General features: G+C 44.6%; 14 protein-coding genes. 6 read left to right on the forward strand and 8 right to left on the reverse strand.

Annotated features, from left to right (window positions below; genetic code table 11):
• Window positions 1-81 precede the first annotated feature (81 nt).
• The 3 genes from NOM01_RS07575 to NOM01_RS07585 are packed head-to-tail and all read left to right on the forward strand — an operon-like array spanning window position 82 to window position 2,540.
• Window positions 82-564, forward strand: a complete 483-nt coding sequence (locus NOM01_RS07575; protein WP_255747757.1) for a PH domain-containing protein — start codon at window positions 82-84, stop codon at window positions 562-564.
• On the forward strand, window positions 554-1,993 hold the full coding sequence (locus tag NOM01_RS07580) for a PH domain-containing protein (RefSeq protein WP_255747758.1): 1,440 nt from the start codon (window positions 554-556) through the stop codon (window positions 1,991-1,993). Before NOM01_RS07575 ends, NOM01_RS07580 begins: the two co-directional genes overlap by 11 nt.
• 22 nt (window positions 1,994-2,015) lie before the next feature.
• Entirely contained in the window at window positions 2,016-2,540 is a 525-nt protein-coding gene (locus tag NOM01_RS07585) for a CcdC protein domain-containing protein (RefSeq protein WP_255747759.1), read from the forward strand.
• An 80-nt stretch (window positions 2,541-2,620) separates the two neighbouring features.
• On the opposite strand, the gene NOM01_RS07590 is transcribed toward NOM01_RS07585, so the two are convergent.
• A complete protein-coding gene (locus tag NOM01_RS07590) occupies window positions 2,621-3,322 on the reverse strand; it encodes a uracil-DNA glycosylase (RefSeq protein ID WP_255747760.1) in 702 nt (233 codons plus the stop codon).
• 52 nt (window positions 3,323-3,374) lie between these two features.
• Window positions 3,375-4,940 carry a bifunctional metallophosphatase/5'-nucleotidase gene (locus NOM01_RS07595; protein ID WP_255747761.1) on the reverse strand — a complete coding sequence of 522 codons (1,566 nt, stop codon included), beginning with the start codon at window positions 4,938-4,940 and terminating at the stop codon, window positions 3,375-3,377.
• A gap of 226 nt (window positions 4,941-5,166) precedes the next feature.
• Here NOM01_RS07595 and NOM01_RS07600 point away from each other — a divergent pair, with 226 nt between their 5' ends.
• Window positions 5,167-6,087 (forward strand): phosphate/phosphite/phosphonate ABC transporter substrate-binding protein, encoded by a 921-nt coding sequence (locus NOM01_RS07600; RefSeq protein WP_255747762.1) that lies wholly within the window; start codon window positions 5,167-5,169, stop codon window positions 6,085-6,087.
• Window positions 6,088-6,551: 464 nt separating this feature from the next.
• On the opposite strand, the gene phnE (NOM01_RS07605) is transcribed toward NOM01_RS07600, so the two are convergent.
• Genes phnE (NOM01_RS07605) through phnC form a run of 3 tightly spaced genes read right to left on the reverse strand, consistent with a single transcriptional unit; the run spans window position 6,552 to window position 8,892 of the window.
• Complete coding sequence (gene phnE / locus NOM01_RS07605; protein ID WP_255747763.1) at window positions 6,552-7,352, reverse strand: phosphonate ABC transporter, permease protein PhnE; 801 nt, start codon at window positions 7,350-7,352, stop codon at window positions 6,552-6,554.
• Window positions 7,349-8,125, reverse strand: a complete 777-nt coding sequence (gene phnE, locus NOM01_RS07610; RefSeq protein WP_255747764.1) for a phosphonate ABC transporter, permease protein PhnE — start codon at window positions 8,123-8,125, stop codon at window positions 7,349-7,351. Before phnE (NOM01_RS07610) ends, phnE (NOM01_RS07605) begins: the two co-directional genes overlap by 4 nt.
• The gene (phnC, locus tag NOM01_RS07615; protein ID WP_255747932.1) at window positions 8,122-8,892 is read right to left on the reverse strand and encodes a phosphonate ABC transporter ATP-binding protein; all 771 of its coding nucleotides are present in this window, start codon (window positions 8,890-8,892) and stop codon (window positions 8,122-8,124) included. Before phnC ends, phnE (NOM01_RS07610) begins: the two co-directional genes overlap by 4 nt.
• A gap of 306 nt (window positions 8,893-9,198) precedes the next feature.
• Between phnC and NOM01_RS07620 the strand changes: the two genes are divergently transcribed.
• Both NOM01_RS07620 and NOM01_RS07625 read left to right on the forward strand, forming a co-directional pair.
• Complete coding sequence (locus NOM01_RS07620) at window positions 9,199-11,220, forward strand: penicillin-binding transpeptidase domain-containing protein (RefSeq protein WP_255747765.1); 2,022 nt, start codon at window positions 9,199-9,201, stop codon at window positions 11,218-11,220.
• Between the two features lie 170 nt (window positions 11,221-11,390).
• Window positions 11,391-12,284: an AraC family transcriptional regulator gene (locus NOM01_RS07625; protein WP_255747766.1), complete on the forward strand. Its 894-nt coding sequence runs from the start codon at window positions 11,391-11,393 to the stop codon at window positions 12,282-12,284.
• Window positions 12,285-12,418: 134 nt separating this feature from the next.
• On the opposite strand, the gene ptsP is transcribed toward NOM01_RS07625, so the two are convergent.
• From ptsP to pfkB, 3 genes are all read right to left on the reverse strand, one after another.
• A complete protein-coding gene (ptsP, locus tag NOM01_RS07630) occupies window positions 12,419-14,137 on the reverse strand; it encodes a phosphoenolpyruvate--protein phosphotransferase (protein WP_255747767.1) in 1,719 nt (572 codons plus the stop codon).
• Between the two features lie 441 nt (window positions 14,138-14,578).
• Window positions 14,579-16,498 (reverse strand): PTS fructose transporter subunit IIABC, encoded by a 1,920-nt coding sequence (locus NOM01_RS07635; protein ID WP_255747768.1) that lies wholly within the window; start codon window positions 16,496-16,498, stop codon window positions 14,579-14,581.
• A 122-nt stretch (window positions 16,499-16,620) separates the two neighbouring features.
• On the reverse strand, window positions 16,621-17,532 hold the full coding sequence (gene pfkB / locus NOM01_RS07640; protein ID WP_255747769.1) for a 1-phosphofructokinase: 912 nt from the start codon (window positions 17,530-17,532) through the stop codon (window positions 16,621-16,623).
• Window positions 17,533-17,784: the final 252 nt, after the last annotated feature.

Raw genomic sequence — 17,784 nt, forward strand, 5'->3', positions numbered from 1 at the left:
AGATAGAAAAAATTGACTGTTGCACGAGCCTTCCAAAAAGGGTCAAATACTGCCTCAGTATCAATGAAAGGTGGGAACTATTTGGAAAAAAGACAACTCAATCCTAGAATTCTAACGATTTGGCGCCAAAGGGCAATTATGACACATCTCATTGTTTGGCTAATTATCGGCGGGTTCGTCACAAGTATCTTCTTTTTTGACTGGCCGCACTTCCTGTTCTATATTGCCGGCGCTCTAGCCGCGCTCAACATTCTCCAGCTGATCCTTTACGTGTTTGTTTTTCCAAGCATCAATTACCGAACGTTTTTCTATGCAATTAGACAAGAGGATCTATTAATTCAAGATGGCATTTTTATCATTACTCAGACTGTTATTCCGTTTACACGCGTGCAAAATGTAGAGACCGAACAAGGACCGCTGCTGCGCAAGCATCACCTGACTGCCGTATCCGTCACGACTGCGGCCGGTGAGCATGAAATTCCGGCTTTGGAAGAGTCCGATGCACTCGCTCTTCGCGATCAAATAGCGGAGTTGATTAAGGAGAATCCTGCCAATGAAATCTAAAGGCAAACATCTCCATTTCTTCGCAATAATCAGTGATGCCGTCTCAACACTGTGGAGCATCATCGTTCCGCTCGGCTTCGGCTTTGCATGGGGGATGCGTCATCTCGGTCAAATTACCGGCTATGCCCTCATCATTCTGCTTGTTATTATTGTCTTTAACTTTTTTAAATGGCTGCGGTTCAAATATGAATTCGTCGATGATCAATTTCATATCCGTTCAGGGGTTTTAGTGCGCAGCGACCGTTACATTCGCATTCAGAGAATTCAATCGGTGCAGATCAAAACGAATCTGCTGCTTCGTCTGCTCGGTGTGGTTCAATTAAAATTCGACACCGCGGATCAGGCATCCAAAGGCGACATGGTCCTCTCCGCGCTCAAGCTTGAGGAAGCGGAGAAAATCAAGGCAGAGGTCAGCCGTGGAAAAACGCAGAAGTCGATTATCTTTGCTGTCGAAGATCCCACCGAGGCTCCAAAGGTCGTTGATGACTCACCAAAAAAAGTCTATGCGCTCTCCGGAAAACGGCTGCTCGGCGCCTCGCTGCTCACCTCTAAAGTCGGTGTCGTACTTGCGGCAGTATTTGGTCTTTGGTCACAGGCCGATGACTTTATACCCGACAGCATCCAAGGGCAGTCATTGAGCTACCTGGAACATGCTTCGCTGGTCGGAATGATCATCATCATCGGTATGGTGATTCTTATGCTTTGGCTTGTTTCTTTAGTCAGCGCGCTGCTTCGCTGGGGCTTCTTCAAACTTTCCGTGCATGAAGGAGAATGGCGAATCCATCGCGGCGTGTGGGAGACCAGCGATGAAACCTATAAAACCGACCGAGTTCAAGCAATACGTATCAAAGAACAATGGCTGCAGCAATTATTCGGTTGGTGTACGGTCTATGCTGATTGCAGCGGCAGTATTGATTTGGAGAAAAGCAACGGCGGATCAGTTCTCGTCTTCCCGCTCCTTCGAAAAAAGGAATTGCCTGATTTTCTTGAAACAGCTATTCCCAGATTTTCCGGACCGATCAAGCGCCATCCATTACCCATGCGTGGCACGCTCTACCGCATGATTCTGCCGGCAATCTTTTGGATTGGTTTATGCTCCGTGCTTACTTGGCGGCTGGACTGGGGAAAATACTCACTTATTGCCCTGCCGTTCATTCTTGCCTATTTCTGGTTTAAGAATCGCTCAGAAGGCTGGGCACTTATGGACAAACGACTCATTGCGATCAACCGATGGCTGACAAAAACCACCACAATTACACGAAAAGAACATATTCAATCGTTTGCGAAAAGGCAATCGCGGATCCAAAAGAAGCTTCATTTATCAACGTGCTCGGCAACCATTCGCGCATCCACTGCTGAAATCATTACCATTCATCAACTCGATGAAACAGATGCGGACAAGTTATTTCAATGGTTTAGAAAAAAATGAGGGTCAGAGGAGGAAGCGGTCAATGAATGACTATTCTTGGATTATAATGACCGTAATTATTTTGTTTGCTCTCTACCGCCGCATTCGCCGTAACATTGGCTGGCAACTTTTTAAAGTCAGACGCATGATGATTCGACTATCATTGTGCACAATAATTGGTTTATTTTTTCTTTTAGGCAGCTTCTCTCATCCGATCAGTTTTATTTCGGATCTTATCGGGTTACTGGCCGGAGCATCTCTGGCTTATTACAGTTCAAAGGTGACACAGCTGGAGCATCGGAATGATCGTTGGCATTACCGGACCAATGTATGGATCGGAGGTTTGGTCAGTGCTCTATTTATCGGCCGACTTCTTTACAGATTCTATGAAGTTTATTCGAGCGGCGTACTCCAAGGAAGTACCGTCACCGCGCGGCAGCTGAATACGAACAGCACATGGACAGCCGGCTTGCTCCTAATCATGTTTGCCTATTACGTTGTCTATTATCTTCTGCTCCTAATCAAGCAAAAACAAGTCAGTCGCGCTTTAGAAAGTGCCGATCAATAATACTTGAATCTTTAACCCAATGAGGTAATGTTTCTGTAAAACAACAGTCCGCCGAGGCGAATCGCCTTGACGGACTGTTTTCATGACTTAGAAAGTTCCGGTTCTTCAATGGAAACCTGCCAGTTAATCGGCGTTTCGCCAACCGATTCCAGGAACTGATTGGTTCGCGAAAAAGGATGACTGCCGAAGAAGCCGTAACGAGCAGAAAAAGGGCTCGGATGCGGCGATTTAATGATGAAATGCTGTTTATTGGTGATCAATTCTTCCTTCGCCTGAGCATTCCGCCCCCAAAGAATGAACACGATCGGCTGCTGCCGCTCGTTCAAATCGCGGATCACAGCATCGGTGAACTGTTCCCAGCCCATCCCTTTATGCGAATTGGCAGCACCACGACGAACGGAAAGCACTGTGTTGAGCAGCAGCACGCCTTGGCGCGCCCATTCGATCAGGCATCCATGTTTCGGAATCTCGCAGCCGAGATCATCCTTTAATTCTTTAAAAATATTTTGCAGCGACGGCGGCTGTCTCACGCCGGGCATAACTGAAAAGCTGAGCCCATGCGCCTGACCCGGTTCATGGTAAGGGTCCTGCCCCAGGATAACCACCTTCACCTTTTCGTATGGCGTGTAATTAAGGGCATTGAAAAGATCGTACATATCAGGATAAATGGTTTTCGTCGTATACTCTTCTTTGAGAAACTGCCGCAGCTTCTGATAGTAGTCCTTTTCAAATTCCGTCTTCAGCAAGGGTTCCCAGTCATTTTTCAAAATGTGCTTTTCCAATTTTGTGCACCTCTCTGGTTATGATGAGCGCTAATCGCTAAAGGGTCTTCTATTAATAAATAAGCTTCCAGTTATGATCAACGGTTGCCTTGATTATTTTTTTCTCAAGTACTTCATTGGCAATCAGTTCCGTCACATCAACCGGAATGTCCTTGACAACCGGCTTGTTGCAGAACATGAAATAATCACCGCCACCGACTGCACGGTAATTGTTCATCACCACATCGTACTGTCCGTCCATTTTCACCGGAGTTCCATGATAGTTCAGTTTAACGACACGTTCTCCCGCGGGACGTGAGATGTCGATGATATAGTTAATGCCTTCCCACATATCATAGTTGTAATGCTGCGGTTTCGGATCGGTAAATGCCTTGCTGACCTTAATTGGACCGCCGGTATACGTCTCGAAATAGGAGGCTGAACGTTCGAGTGCGTCCAGCATATCCTGTCCGCTGATCCGCAGTACGCGCAGGGTGTTCGGATAGATGTAATTTGCGACGATGTCGCGCATCGACACATTCTCAGGCATCCCTGGTGACTCGTTATTAAAAAGTGCGGTTGAACTGATATCCGCACCGGATGCTTTCATTTGAAGCCGATTAATAAATTCAATCAGCGGATGATCTTGAGTACGCACCTTCATCGGATCGCGAACAAGCATATCGCCTTCAATCTTGCCAAGCGGATGATCCAGCCAGGTCTGCGCATCTTTTTCATAGGCATCCACATAACTGAGAAGCTGCGTATCTGCCTCTATTCCCTGGACGGGAAGGAGTTCGGATTTTTTCGATGTGATTTGCCAACCTTCAGCGACATTCTCCAATTGGATAGTTACTTTTCCCAAATGTGTGCCGTTGCATCCTGGCTGAATGACAGTCACTCCGTTAATTGTCTTTCCATAGATCATCCGATGCTGGTGTCCTGTAAGCAATACATCGATGTTCGGCACATCCTGACAAATTTGGTACGCTTGATTTTCGCCCTTCAATTCTTCAATCGCTTCGCCTGTATCCAAATCGCGTCCGAATCCGCCGTGATAAGATAAAATCACGACGTCCGCTTTCTCCTCATTTTTTAAAAACGGAACCCATTTATTGGCCGTATCCACCGGATCATCAAAGCGCATACCTTTAATGTGTTCCGGTTTCTCCCAGTTCGGAACATACTTCGTTGTCAGACCCAAGACAGCAACGCGAAGACCTTGAGCATAGTTTTTTATGATATAAGGTGTGCCAAAGAACGGTTCACCTGTTGATTCACGAACAATATTAGCAGCCAGCCATGGAAAGTCAGAGGCAGCAACCGCCCGATTCAGCACATCACTTCCAAAATTAAACTCGTGATTGCCAAATACCGCACAATCATAATTAAGCTTATTCGCAATAACCGCCATCGGATTAGGACGTTTATGATCAAATCGCGCATAATAATAAAGCAGCGGTGTACCTTGGATCATGTCGCCATTATCCACTAGTAAAGTACACGGATTCTCAGTACGCTCTTTATAAATAAGTGTGGCAATTTTCCCCATCCCAACATCCTTCGGACTGTTATCTGCGTATCGAATGGGGTAGATGCTCCCATGAACATCGCTTGTCTCCAAAATAACTAGTTTCATCGTCTCAGTGTCACCTCTCGTTCCACTACCATACTAACATGCTATGAACGATTTGCGTCAAAAAAAATACCCTTACATAAAATCATCAAAAAAGTGAGAAATTACACGTCAATGTAAAAAATTTGATAACTTTGTCACATTTAGTATTCTTTTGGAAAAAAATGAATTATGATTGATGAAGACGTTTTATGTCTACATCATTTAAACCCTCGGAGGCGATTTTTTTATGTTCAAGAAAAGCTTCACACTGTTTCTCGCTCTCGGTCTTATCGTTAGTATTCTAGCTGGATGCGGAAACAGCAACTCTGCCGAAAAATCCAAATCATATGTGCCTAAAAAGCTGGTCATCGGATTTGTTCCTTCTTCAAACGCAGATACCCTCGAAGCAAAAGCGAAACCACTTGGAGATCTTCTCTCTAAGAAACTCGGTATTCCGGTAAAGGTTCAAGTTACTACCGACTATAACGGCGTTATTGAAGCTATGTCATCAAAGAAAATGGACATCGGATTCTTGCCTCCTACCAGCTACGTTCTTGCCCATGAAAAAGGTTATGCAGACGTATTGCTGCAAGCACAGCGCTATGGTGTCAATCCAAAAGACGGATCAAATACAACTGAAAAAGTAGACTACTACTATTCTGGTATGCTTGTACGAAATGACTCAGGAATTAAATCAATCAAAGACTTGAAGGGTAAAAAAATTGGTTGGCAGGATGCTACGTCAACTGCCGGTTATGTATTCCCTGCTGTTGCAATGAAGAAAGCAGGAGTTGATCCGCAGAAAGATGTTACCGGTGTAACTCTTCAAGGTCATGATAAAGGCGTTCTGGCTGTTCTTAATAAAGATGTTGATGCAGCACCGGTATTCGTAGATGCGCGTAACATTGTTAAAGCCGAAAACCCGAATGTATTCAAAGACACACACTATCTCTTCCAAACAGAAAAAATTCCAAACGATACAATCAGTGTACGTCCGGATATGTCTAAGAAATGGCAGAAAAAAATCTCTGATGCATTTGTTTCGATCGGCAAAGATCCTGAAGGCGAAAAAGTCATCTATGCTATTTACAGCCATGTTGGCTATGCACCTTCCAAGGACTCAAACTTTGACACCGTTCGTAAATACAACAAAGAAATCGGCGAATAAACACAATAAAGCAAAAACAGCCCCGGTTCACTGCTTAGGCAGCTCGCCGGGGTTTTATTTTACACAAACAATAAAGTATAAAGATTTAACGGAATTTAGTGTAAGTGGTCCGGTAAAACGCCGCGTCCTGCGGCTCACCGTACCTAGGCCATCCATGGTCGTCGCAACTAAGCCTTCATCTTTATCAGAAGCTTGACGAAGCCAAGTTTTCTAATGTTTAAATATTGATAGGTTTAATCTAAGAAACTATAAAAAGCAAGGTCAAAGACGACTCATCGTCTCCAGCCTTGCTTTTATCTCATTACCGAACTTCATTCGTTTCCACTTTTCGTGATTCCGTTTCAACTTTTTTTCCGATTCGTTACAAGTCCGGACATCCGCACATCTTACGAGTTATTGCACCTCTTTCGTCAACGATGCAATAAACTATAATTTTTCTTTATCGGACAGAAAATATGTTTCAATTAGACCAATCGTTTGCGGATCGCACCCGAGATCAAGTCAATAATTGATACCATAACGATGATACCGAGCAGAATAACACCGACTCGATCCCAACGATGCGCGTTCAGTGCAAAGATGAGCGGGGCACCGATACCACCGGCGCCAACCATACCCAAGATAGCCGCGGAACGAACACTGATTTCAAAACGATAAAGCGTATATGAGAAGAATTGTGGCATGACCTGCGGGACAATCGCAAACCATAAGGTCTGAAATTTATTTGCACCACATGCCCGCAACGCCTCTGCAGCGCTAAAATCCATATCTTCAATGGATTCGCCAAACAACTTGCCTAACATACCGATTGAGTGAAAGCCCAGCGCAAGTACGCCGGCAAAGGCTCCCAGACCAACAGCTTTAATAAACAGAAGTGCCATGATTAATTCCGGAAATACACGAATCGCACTCAGAAAGATCTTTCCTGCCGAGGAAACAAAACGATAGCGGTTCATGTTTCTCGCTGCCCAGAATGCAAAGGGAACGCAAAGAATTGCGGAAATAAATGTACCAAGAACGGCGATATTAAAGGTTTCAAGTAATGCATGCAGTAAATCTTCACCGCCAGGCTGGCTGACATAGCCCCAATCAGGATGAGACATGCCGGAAAAAATAGCCTTAGCTGCTTGCAAAGCGGTTGGTTTTAATTCGAAATTTTTGAAGAAACCCGTAAATGCCCAAACATAGATAATAAGCACAATAAGAGCAATCGTCCAATTTCTGAGACGCTTCATAAGCGGTTTTTTCATCGTTGTATTCATCATATCAGCTTCTCCCGAATTCTATTGCTGAGTCCGTCAATGATCAAGACAACAACAAAGGTGTAGAGGATAATCGACATGACACGGTCGTATTGAAGAAAACCGAGTGTCCGGCTGAGATACAGTCCTATACCGCCGGCACCGACGTAACCGAGAATCGTTGCCGCACGCACATTGATTTCAAAACAGTAGAGGAAATAGGACATATATGGAGCAACTACTTGCGGGATAACACCGAGAAAAATCCACTGTAATTTATTTGCGCCAACGGCAGTCATCGCTTCAAGCGGGCCCTTGTCAATCGCCTCGATCGACTCGTAGGCAAGCTTGGCTATAACCCCAAAAGAAAAGACAGCCAGAGCAAATATTCCGGATACAAAACCAATGCCGAAGATCGGAACAAACAATGCCGCAAGTAGCAGTTCCGGTATCGTTCGTATTAAATTCATGACAAATCGGAAGGGAATAGCAATCCATCCTTTTTTCACAATATTTCGTGAAGCAAACAACGCAAAAGGAATCGCGACGATCCCGCCGAAGGTCGTTCCGAGCACCGCCATTCGAATCGTCTCCAGCATGGCCGAGGTTACATAGTTAAAATAGCTCCAATCGGGCGGAAACATTTGTGCGAGCAACGCACCCATATTCGATAAATTTGAAAAAAGTTCAACCAGCGACACTCCCGTCTGCTTCGAAGCACTCCAAATAAGCAGAATAAAAAATAGTATGATCAGACTTAGCTTGAGCTTCGCTACTCTCCGTTTTGCTAGATTCACCGACTATTCGCCTCCGCTCCCTGCCCTTTGCCGGAGCGTTGATAGATTTGATCGAACGTTTCATCAACTGCCTCGTCCACAGAACCGTCAAAGACAACTTCACCGGCGCGAATGCCGATAATACGCGTCGCATATTTCTTTGCCAAATCAACGGAGTGCAAATTGACGACCGTTGTAATGCCAAGTTCTAGATTCACGCGTTTCAAATCATCAAGAACCTGAACCGTTGTCACAGGGTCCAGGGACGCAACTGGTTCGTCAGCGAGAATAATAGTCGCCTCTTGGGCTAATGCGCGTGCAATCGACACACGCTGCTGCTGGCCGCCGGAGAGTTCATCTGCTCGAGAATAAGCCTTTTCTTTAATATTTACACGATCCAGCGCCGACAATGCCAGCGTAACATCCTGTTTCGGCCAAAGGCCAAGAATCGTCCGAAGCGTTGAATGATAGCCAACCCTTCCCGACAGGACATTCTTCAAAACTGAGGAACGTTTTACGAGATTAAAATTTTGGAAGATCATGCCGATATCGCGCCTCATGCGCAAGAGCCGCTTGCCTTTTGCCCTTGTGATCGAATTTCCTTTAATCACGATTTCCCCTTCAGTGATCTCATTCAAACGGTTAATTGAACGTAACAGCGTCGACTTTCCGGCGCCGGATAGACCAACAATGACAACAAATTCCCCTTTATCAATCGATAAATTGACATGCTTTAGTCCTTGAGTACCGTTTGGATATGTTTTCGATACATTCTTGAACTCGATCACTTTTTCCATATTGCTCGATCACTCACTTCCATTTTCATTTAAAACGAATAAATTATAATGACTATTCATGTCAAAATCATGATCATTATACGCAAAATACTAGATAAAATCTATGTTTTCAACCAGATTATACATTTTTTACAGAGTTTTAAAATTGTTATTAGCAAGTTTATCGGCATTTCGACATTCTATCCTATATAATAAGAATTGAGTAGCTAGTTGGACAACCCGCATGGAATCAGTATTGCTGGAATATATATGAGATGAATTGACCCCGTTCCGAACTTTATGGAGGTGTTTCCCTTAATGAATAAATATCAATTTAAGCTCCCCGTCCTCTTGATCATTTTCGCTGTCTTACTTCTCACACTCTCATCTTGCGGAAATCAGCCGACAGCAAAGGATCGTATGGAAGACTATGTCAAAGCATGGCAGAAACAAGACTTTTCCAAAATGTATAACTTTCTTTCAAACCAATCGCAAAAAAGCGTTAGCAAAACAGACTTTGTTTCCAGATACAAACGAATTTATGATGCAATAGAAGCAGGAAAATTGAAAACCAGCATTAAAGAAAACACGAAAAAAGAAGGAATTGTGCAGCTGAATGCAACGCTCAATACGGTAGCCGGCCCGGTAAAATTTTCTCAATCGGTACAATTAAAGGAAGAGAAACGTAAGGAAAAGCAGAATTGGTACGTCAGCTGGAAACCGAGCATGATTCTTCCGGGTATGAGCACCGGTTCCAAAATACGTGTCGATACGTTGGCCAGTACGCGCGGAGAAATCGTCGACCGCAACGGCAAACCATTGGCGATCAATGGAACTGCCGATCGGATTGATCTTATTCCCGGCAAGATGGGTTCGGACAGTGACAAGGCAGCCACAATCAAAAAATTGACCGAGCTGCTTGGTGTCAGCAAAGAACAAATTAATCAGGCTCTTGCCGCTTCATGGGTCAAGGTGGACAGTCTTGTTCCTATTACTACCATTGATGCGTCGAAAACCAAGCTGGTGAAAGATGTTACCGAATTGCCTGGTGTGGTTAAAACAGACGTTGCAAGCAGGGTCTATCCCGATAAAAATGCAAGTGCACATTTAACCGGATATGTTGGCAAAATGACTGCCGAGCTTTTGAAAGAGCATCCAAACGAGGGCTACAACGCCAACTCAGTGATTGGTAAAACCGGACTCGAGCTGCTGTTTGAAAAACAGCTCCGTCAGCACAATGGCGCAGCAATCCTTTTACTTGATCCAACAGGAGCAGCAGCCGGAACTATTGCGAAAAAAAATCCGGTTAACGGTAAGAATATTCAGCTGACGATCGATCGAAACGTTCAGGATGCGCTGTACGGCCAGCTTAAAAAGGATGCGGGAACCGGAGTTGCTATTGATCCGAGGAACGGCGATATACTCGGACTGGTCAGCGCACCATCCTATAATCCCAATGATTTCGTCCTTGGAATCTCATCGAGTGAGTACCAAAAATTGAGCAATGACAAGGAACAACCGTTAAGAAATCGTTTTACCGCTGCATCCGCACCCGGATCAACTTTTAAACCACTGACTGCGGCGATCGCTTTAACTCATAAAGCAATTAGTCCTGATACGCAGATTGCAATCAGCGGAAGCAAATGGCAGGAGAACAGTTCTTGGGGAGACTACTATGTCACTCGAGTCAATCATGATCCTAAGGTCAATCTGCAGACTGCGTTGTTCAAATCGGACAATATTTATTTTGCGCAGGCAGCACTCAAAATCGGCGGCTCAACTTTTGCCTCCGATGTCAAGAAATTCGGGTTTGGCGAATCCTTGCCAATTGAGTATCCGATGCGCAAATCGACCATCTCAAATGACGGAAAACTGGACAGTGAATCGCTTCTTGCCAATTCCGGATATGGTCAGGGCCAAGTCAGTGTCAACCCGCTTCATTTATCATTGATTTATTCAGCATTTGTTAATGACGGAAGCATGATCAAGCCGCGACTGATCAAAACCAATAATCCGCCAACTTTCTGGAAGAAAAATGTGATGTCTGCAGGTATTGCTCAACTGTTAAACAAGGATCTGATCCAAGTTGTTGACAATTCTTCAGGAACCGCACATGATGCGAAAATAAATGGTTTGACCCTTGCCGGAAAAACAGGTACTCCGGAATTCAAACAGAAACAGGGTGAATCCGGCCGGGAAAACGGCTGGTTCGTCGCCTATAATACGGATGACCCTAAACTGATGGTCACCATGATCGTTGAAAACACCGAAAAACACGGCGGCAGCCACTATGTCACGCCTAAGGTTAAAAAGGTCTTTGAGCAAATTCTGAATAAATAGTACGTAACAGATTTATGATGTGCACCGCAAAAGTTAGGCTAAAAAACTAACTTTTGCGGTGCTTTTTGAATTCTAAAAATGCATCCTCTATAAAACTTCGCCATTTTGGAACAGCATCTTTTTGTTGCTTTGCTATACTAAGCTTACCGTACGGTTGGAGGGAATGCTTTATGGACATGACAGCAATTTTGCAAGATACTCTGGAATATGTTGACGAGCATATCACAGACGATATCAACGCAGATCATTTAGCAGCACGCGCCGGGTTTTCGACTTGGCATTTTTGTCGGCTCTTTCAATGGGGCGTTGGTTATTCAGTGATGGCCTATGTACGAAACCGCCGCCTTGCTTTTGCAGCTTATGAGCTGACTTCCGGCCGGAGAATTCTCGATATTTCTCTGAACTATGGGTTTGAGACCCACTCGGGGTTTTGTAAAGCTTTTCGTCGTTATTTCGGCTGTTCGCCGGGAACCTACCGTTTGCATGCGCATTGTGATCGTCCGTTCCCGCCAAGCATTCCCCGCACAAACAAATATTTGAATGGAGGAATTATTTTGGAACCGAGATTTGTTACCCTTTCCGCTGTAAAACTCGCAGGATTTGCCCTCAAAACGACTTCATCCGATGGAGAAAATAGTAAAGAAATACCAAACTTTTGGAACAACTATATGAATGATGGGCGTATGGAAAAGCTTCACGCCGAGGGCTTTATCAAAAAACACGATGAGTACGGTGCGTGTTTTCCGGAAGATCCTGAAACCGGTGCATTTGACTATGTCATCGGTGTTGAACCCAAGGATGACGCAACAATTCCGGATAGCTATCACGTTTGTGAATTGCCGCCTGCAACTTATGCTGTGTTTTCAACACCGGCATGCCATGCTGAAACCTTCGTGGCTGCCATTCAGGGCACTTGGAACTACATCTTTAATGAGTGGTTTGCTCAATCCGGATACGAGTATGCGCCGGGGTGTGCCGACTTCGAACTGTATGATGACCGATGCATGTCGGACACGGGAAAGATATGTGACATTTATATTCCAATAGTAAAAAAACAAAGATAAGAGCTTCATACAAAAACGGATACCTCAACTTACAGGTATCCGTATTTTGCATTGCGCCGTACCAAAAAAATATTTTAAAAAAACGGACAAGCAGCCCATAATGGGCACCTGTCCGTTTTCTTTATTACTTAGAATCAGATCATTTTTGTTTTGACGTAGTCAAGCACTTCTTCAGCCGTATCAAGGTTGAGGAATGCTTCTTTGTGTTTTGCCAAGTCTGCCTTGGACAATTTCAGCAGCTGGCTTCTTGCCGGCAGAATCGATGTGGCACTCATGCTGAATTCATCAAGACCAAGTGCGAGCAGCAATGGAATCGCGGTTGCATCGCCGGCCATTTCACCGCACATGCCTGCCCAATGTCCTTCCGCATGTGCTGCGTCAATGATTTTGCTGACAAGGCGCAGAATGGATGGGTTACATGGCTGATAAAGATAAGACACGTGCTGGTTCATTCGATCCGCAGCCATCGTGTATTGGATCAAGTCATTTGTGCCGATGCTGAAGAAATCTGCTTCCTTAGCAAAACGATCTGCCGATACAGCAGCAGCAGGAATTTCCATCATCATGCCGACCTGAAGATCATCCGAAATCTTTGTCCCGGCGTCAACGAGCTTCGCTTTCTCTTCAAGAAGAATTGCTTTTGCCTGACGGAATTCGTCAATCGTCGCAATCATCGGGAACATGATGCGCAGCTTGCCATAAGAGCTTGCTCGAAGCAAGGCGCGAAGCTGTGTACGGAAGATGTCCTGACGTTCCAGGCAGAGACGAATCGCACGGAAGCCAAGGAATGGGTTCATTTCTTCTGGAAGCGGAAGGTAGGAGAGTTTCTTATCTCCACCGATATCGAGCGTACGGATAACGACCGGTTTATTCTCCATTTTTTCTAGAACTTCTTTATACGCATCAAACTGTTCGTCTTCTGTCGGGAGTTTATCGCGGCCCATGTACAGGAACTCAGTACGATACAATCCGACTGCCTCGCCGCCGTTGTTCAATACGCCGGTCACATCGCCAGGATTGCCAATGTTTGCACCAAGAATAACATGTGCGTCGTCCTTTGTTTTCGTTGTTTCATGAACAAGCTTCTTCCATTCCTCTTGCTGTTCTTTATAAGCAGCTTGTTTCGCTTTGTATTCTTTAACTTCTTCTTCGCTTGGATCAAGAATAACTTCACCATTCAATCCGTCGATAATAGCGAGTTGTCCTTCTTTAGCCTGCGCCATAACGGTTTTTGTTCCGACGACAGCAGGAATTTCCATTGAGCGGGACATGATCGCTGAGTGCGAAGTGCGTCCGCCGATATTTGTTGCAAAGCCTTTAACATATTTGCGATTCAATTGTGCGGTATCTGAAGGTGTCAGATCTTCGGCAATGATCACCGTTTCTTCAGTGATGCTCGCCGGAGACGTGAAGGAAACACCGAGCAAATGAGCCAGCAAACGTTTGGATACGTCACGAACATCAGCCGCGCGTTCTCTCATGTATTCATTATCCTTCATGCCTTCAAACATTTGAATGAAGAAGCTTGATACATCGTCAAGTGCTGACTCAGCACTCAGACCTTCATCATCAATTTTCGATGCAACCTGACCGACAAATTCAGGATCACTTAGGAACATGAGGTGTGCGGCAAATACTTCCGCCTTGTCTTTTCCTAGTTCCCTTTCAGCCGTTTCTTTAATGGTCGTCAATTCTTTTTTGGATACTTCAAGAGCGTCGTTCAGCTTTTTCTTTTCTGCTTCTTTATCGGTAACTGTACTTCTTTCAAAGGACAGATCCGGATTTTTAAGAATGAAAGTCTTGGCAATAGCAATACCTGCGGAAGCAGCAATACCAGTAATTTTTTCTGACATCTTTTCGTTCACCCTACCCTTCAGATATAAAAAGTTCAGCGATTCATTAATCGCTCATTCTTGTCACAGCGTATACGGCCCATTTGACATCGAACCGTTCTCATCAACACTCGCAACAGGAGATCATGCTGACATAACTTCACTTACACATACAATTGTAGGTCAAATGTATCTGCAAGAACTGATAAATCCGAAAAACCTCGAATTAATTTTCCCCAATAAACAAATGTTAGGAAAACGTAACAGTTATTATTATATCAAGAGTTTTTTCAAATTGAAAGCGAGTACAATTAATGTGTTTTATTTGTCAAAATTAACTGTATCAACTTTTTTTCTGTTTAATCATAAAAAATTAATTTATATGAAACCGCAGAGTGCAGGCGTGCTGCTCTTCTGCGGTTCATAAGCAATACTTTTAAAAAATCAAGTTACAACCAAATATTAAGCACTTTTCTGCTCTTTAAGTGGCTTTTTCCAAATGCCGTAAATAATTGCAGTGACGACCGTTCCAATGATAATTGCAAGTGCATAAAGGAACGGGTTTCCATTGCTGACCAGCGGTATAACAAAGATTCCGCCGTGCGGTGGACGAAGTCCGATGCCGAACAAAAGTGCTAACCCGCCGGCGAGTGCAGAACCGATCGTTGTTGACACCATGACCCGGATTGGATCTGCTGCCCCAAACGGAATGGCTCCTTCGGAAATAAAGGCTGCGCCAAGCACATAAGCTACTTTTCCAGCATCACGCTGAGATTTATTGAATTTATGTGCAAACAGTGTTGTGGCAAGTGCCATACCAAGCGGTGGCACCATACCGCCGGCCATAACTGCCGCCTGAGGGTAGAAGTTGCCGGCACTAATCATTGCAATGCCAAACGTAAAAGCAATTTTATTAAATGGTCCGCCAAGGTCAATACCCATCATACCGCCGAGAATCAAACCGAGCAGAACGAGATTTCCTGTGCCCATACTGTTCAACAGATGAGTCATTGCCTCCATAAAATCGCTTATCGGTTGATTAATTAGGAACATGAGTGCACCGGTAATAAAAATACCGAATACCGGATAAATCAGCACCGGTTTTAATCCATCAAGCGATTGCGGCCATTTCTGGAATGCCCATTTCACCAGTTCAACTACATAGCCTGCCAGGAATCCGGCAATCAAGCCGCCAAGAAAACCGGCATTGCTAGTCAGTGCCATCAGTCCGCCGACCATACCTGGCGCAAGTCCGGGACGATCAGCAATACTCATTGCAATAAAACCTGCCAAAATCGGTATCATCAAGTACATCGCGTTGCCGTTTCCGATAAAACTGAGCAGAGTTGGGAAATCATGAACATCCGCAACACTGGCTACATGTCTCAGTTCAACCCCGGTAAGTGATGCGATCAGATAAGAAATAGCAATCAGAATACCGCCGCCGACCACGAAGGGCAGCATATAGGTAACACCGTTCATCAGATTCTTGTATATATTTATCTTTTTTCCTTTTGATTCTTCTTCGGCAGCTGCTTTAGGAGCACTGCCGTCGCCTTGATAAACAGGCGCTTTGCCTTCGATTACTTCATTAATCAGTTCTTCCGGCTTACGGATACCATCAGTAACCGGTACCTGAACAAGCGGTTTTCCCTTAAATGGTTCTACGTCGATTTTAATACTGGCGGCAACAATAATACCCTTAGCTTTTTCGATTTCGTCCGCTTGAAGTCTGTTTTTAATTCCTGTCGAACCATTGGTCTGTACTTTAATTGATACGCCCATTTCTTTTGCTTTCTGCTTTAAGGCATCAGCAGCCATATAGGTATGCGCAATCCCGGTCGGACATCCGGTTACGGCTAACACTTCATATCCGTCCGTATTGTTTTCTGCTGCTTTTTTCTCTTCGGCAGCCACATTTTCGCTTTCTGATTCCTGCTCGTCAAACAAGGAAACTATCTCTTCGGAAGTTGCTGCATTCATCAGTTTTTCACGAAATCCTGCATCAATCAGGAAAGTCGATAAGGTCGACAGCGCTTCAAGGTGCGTAGCGTTGGCGCCGTCTGTAGCGGCGATCATGAAGAACAGGTGTGCCGGCTGTCCATCTAAAGACTGGAAGTCGACTCCTTCTTTGGAACGACCGAACGCAATTGCAGCTTCTTTAACAGCAGCTGTCTTTGAGTGAGGAATGGCAACACCGTCGCCGATTCCCGTTGTACTTTGTTCTTCGCGCTTGTCAAGAGCTGCGCGATATTCGGTCAGGTCGTTTAATTTGCCGGCCTTGTCCAGTGTTGACGCCAGTTCGTCCAATACATCTTTCTTAGTCGTGCTTTTCAAATCCAAATTAACGGTCGCTGCCGTTAACAGGTCCGTCACTTTCATTATGATTTCCCATCCTCTCTTATCTAACAATGGTTCCCAGTTGATTTTTATCAGTGGCGGAGTCCTAATGATTTCTCTTTAAAACTTTATGCCCATCTTTCTCAGCCACAACAGAGCTGCCTTTAGATCGTACTAATTTTAATTTGCGGCAGCATTTCTTCTACTTTTTCTTTTGTACACAGGTCAACAGAGAATGCTGTTGCACTACCTGATGCCGCGCCTTTTTGGAATGCTTTCTTGAAATCGCCGCTCACGGCATACTCAGATAAGAAGCCGCCAACCAAAGAATCTCCGGCACCGACTGAGTTTTTCAATTCGCCTTTAGCCGGCGGAGCATAGAGGTATTGATCCTTGTCTATGTAGATCGCACCTTTGCCGCCCATCGAAACGATGACATGGTCAATTCCTTTTTCAACAAGCTTTTTGCCATAGACTTTGACTTCATCGAAGCTATCGATTGTTACACCGAAATATTCGCCAAGTTCATGATGGTTCGGCTTTACAAGGAATGGCTTTGCTTCAACAATTTCACGGAAGGCCTTGCCACTCGTATCCACAATGACCTTTGCTCCACTTGCAGCCACGTGATCCATCATATCTTTATAAATGGTAACAGGGAGAGTGGCAGGAGCGCTCCCGGAAAGAACAAGGATATCATCGGCAGTCAGCTTTTCCAGCTTTGCAAAGAGAGCATTCAACTGTTCGTCAGTAATCTGCGGTGCAACACCGTTGATTTCTGTTTCTGTATCACTCTTCAGCTTTACATTAATTCGCGTATCACCGTCAACAGGAACGAAATCAGCTTCAATTCCCTCTTCAGCGAGCTTTCCTTTAATAAATTCTCCCGTAAAGCCGCCGATAAAACCGAGGCAGATGGAGTTCTGTCCTAAATGTTTTAAAACTCTGGAGACGTTGATGCCTTTTCCACCGGGCATTTTACGGTCAGCTTTGACATGGTTCAATTCACCGGCTCTGAAATTGTCCACTTGCAGAAAATAATCAATCGCCGGATTCAGTGTGCACGTATAGATCACGAATGATCAGCTCCTAATTAAAATTTTTATTATAATCACGAATTGCGGCCTAAAGTTCAAACGATCAAATAGAGAGCGGATTCATTACTAAGATCGGTTAATCTTTTGTATTGTCTGCCGCTTGACACAGATCCATACCCTTCAGGCCGCGATTTCCCGGTTTCCCAGGGAATCGCTTGCATATTTACAGACCGCCTCTATTAAAAACCCGAAAGGTCTCTCAAGTAATTAATTATAAAGTGAAAAACGTTC

Origin of the sequence: Sporolactobacillus sp. STSJ-5, from assembly GCF_024385605.1 — a bacterium.
Taxonomy (GTDB): Bacteria; Bacillota; Bacilli; order Bacillales; family Sporolactobacillaceae; genus Sporolactobacillus.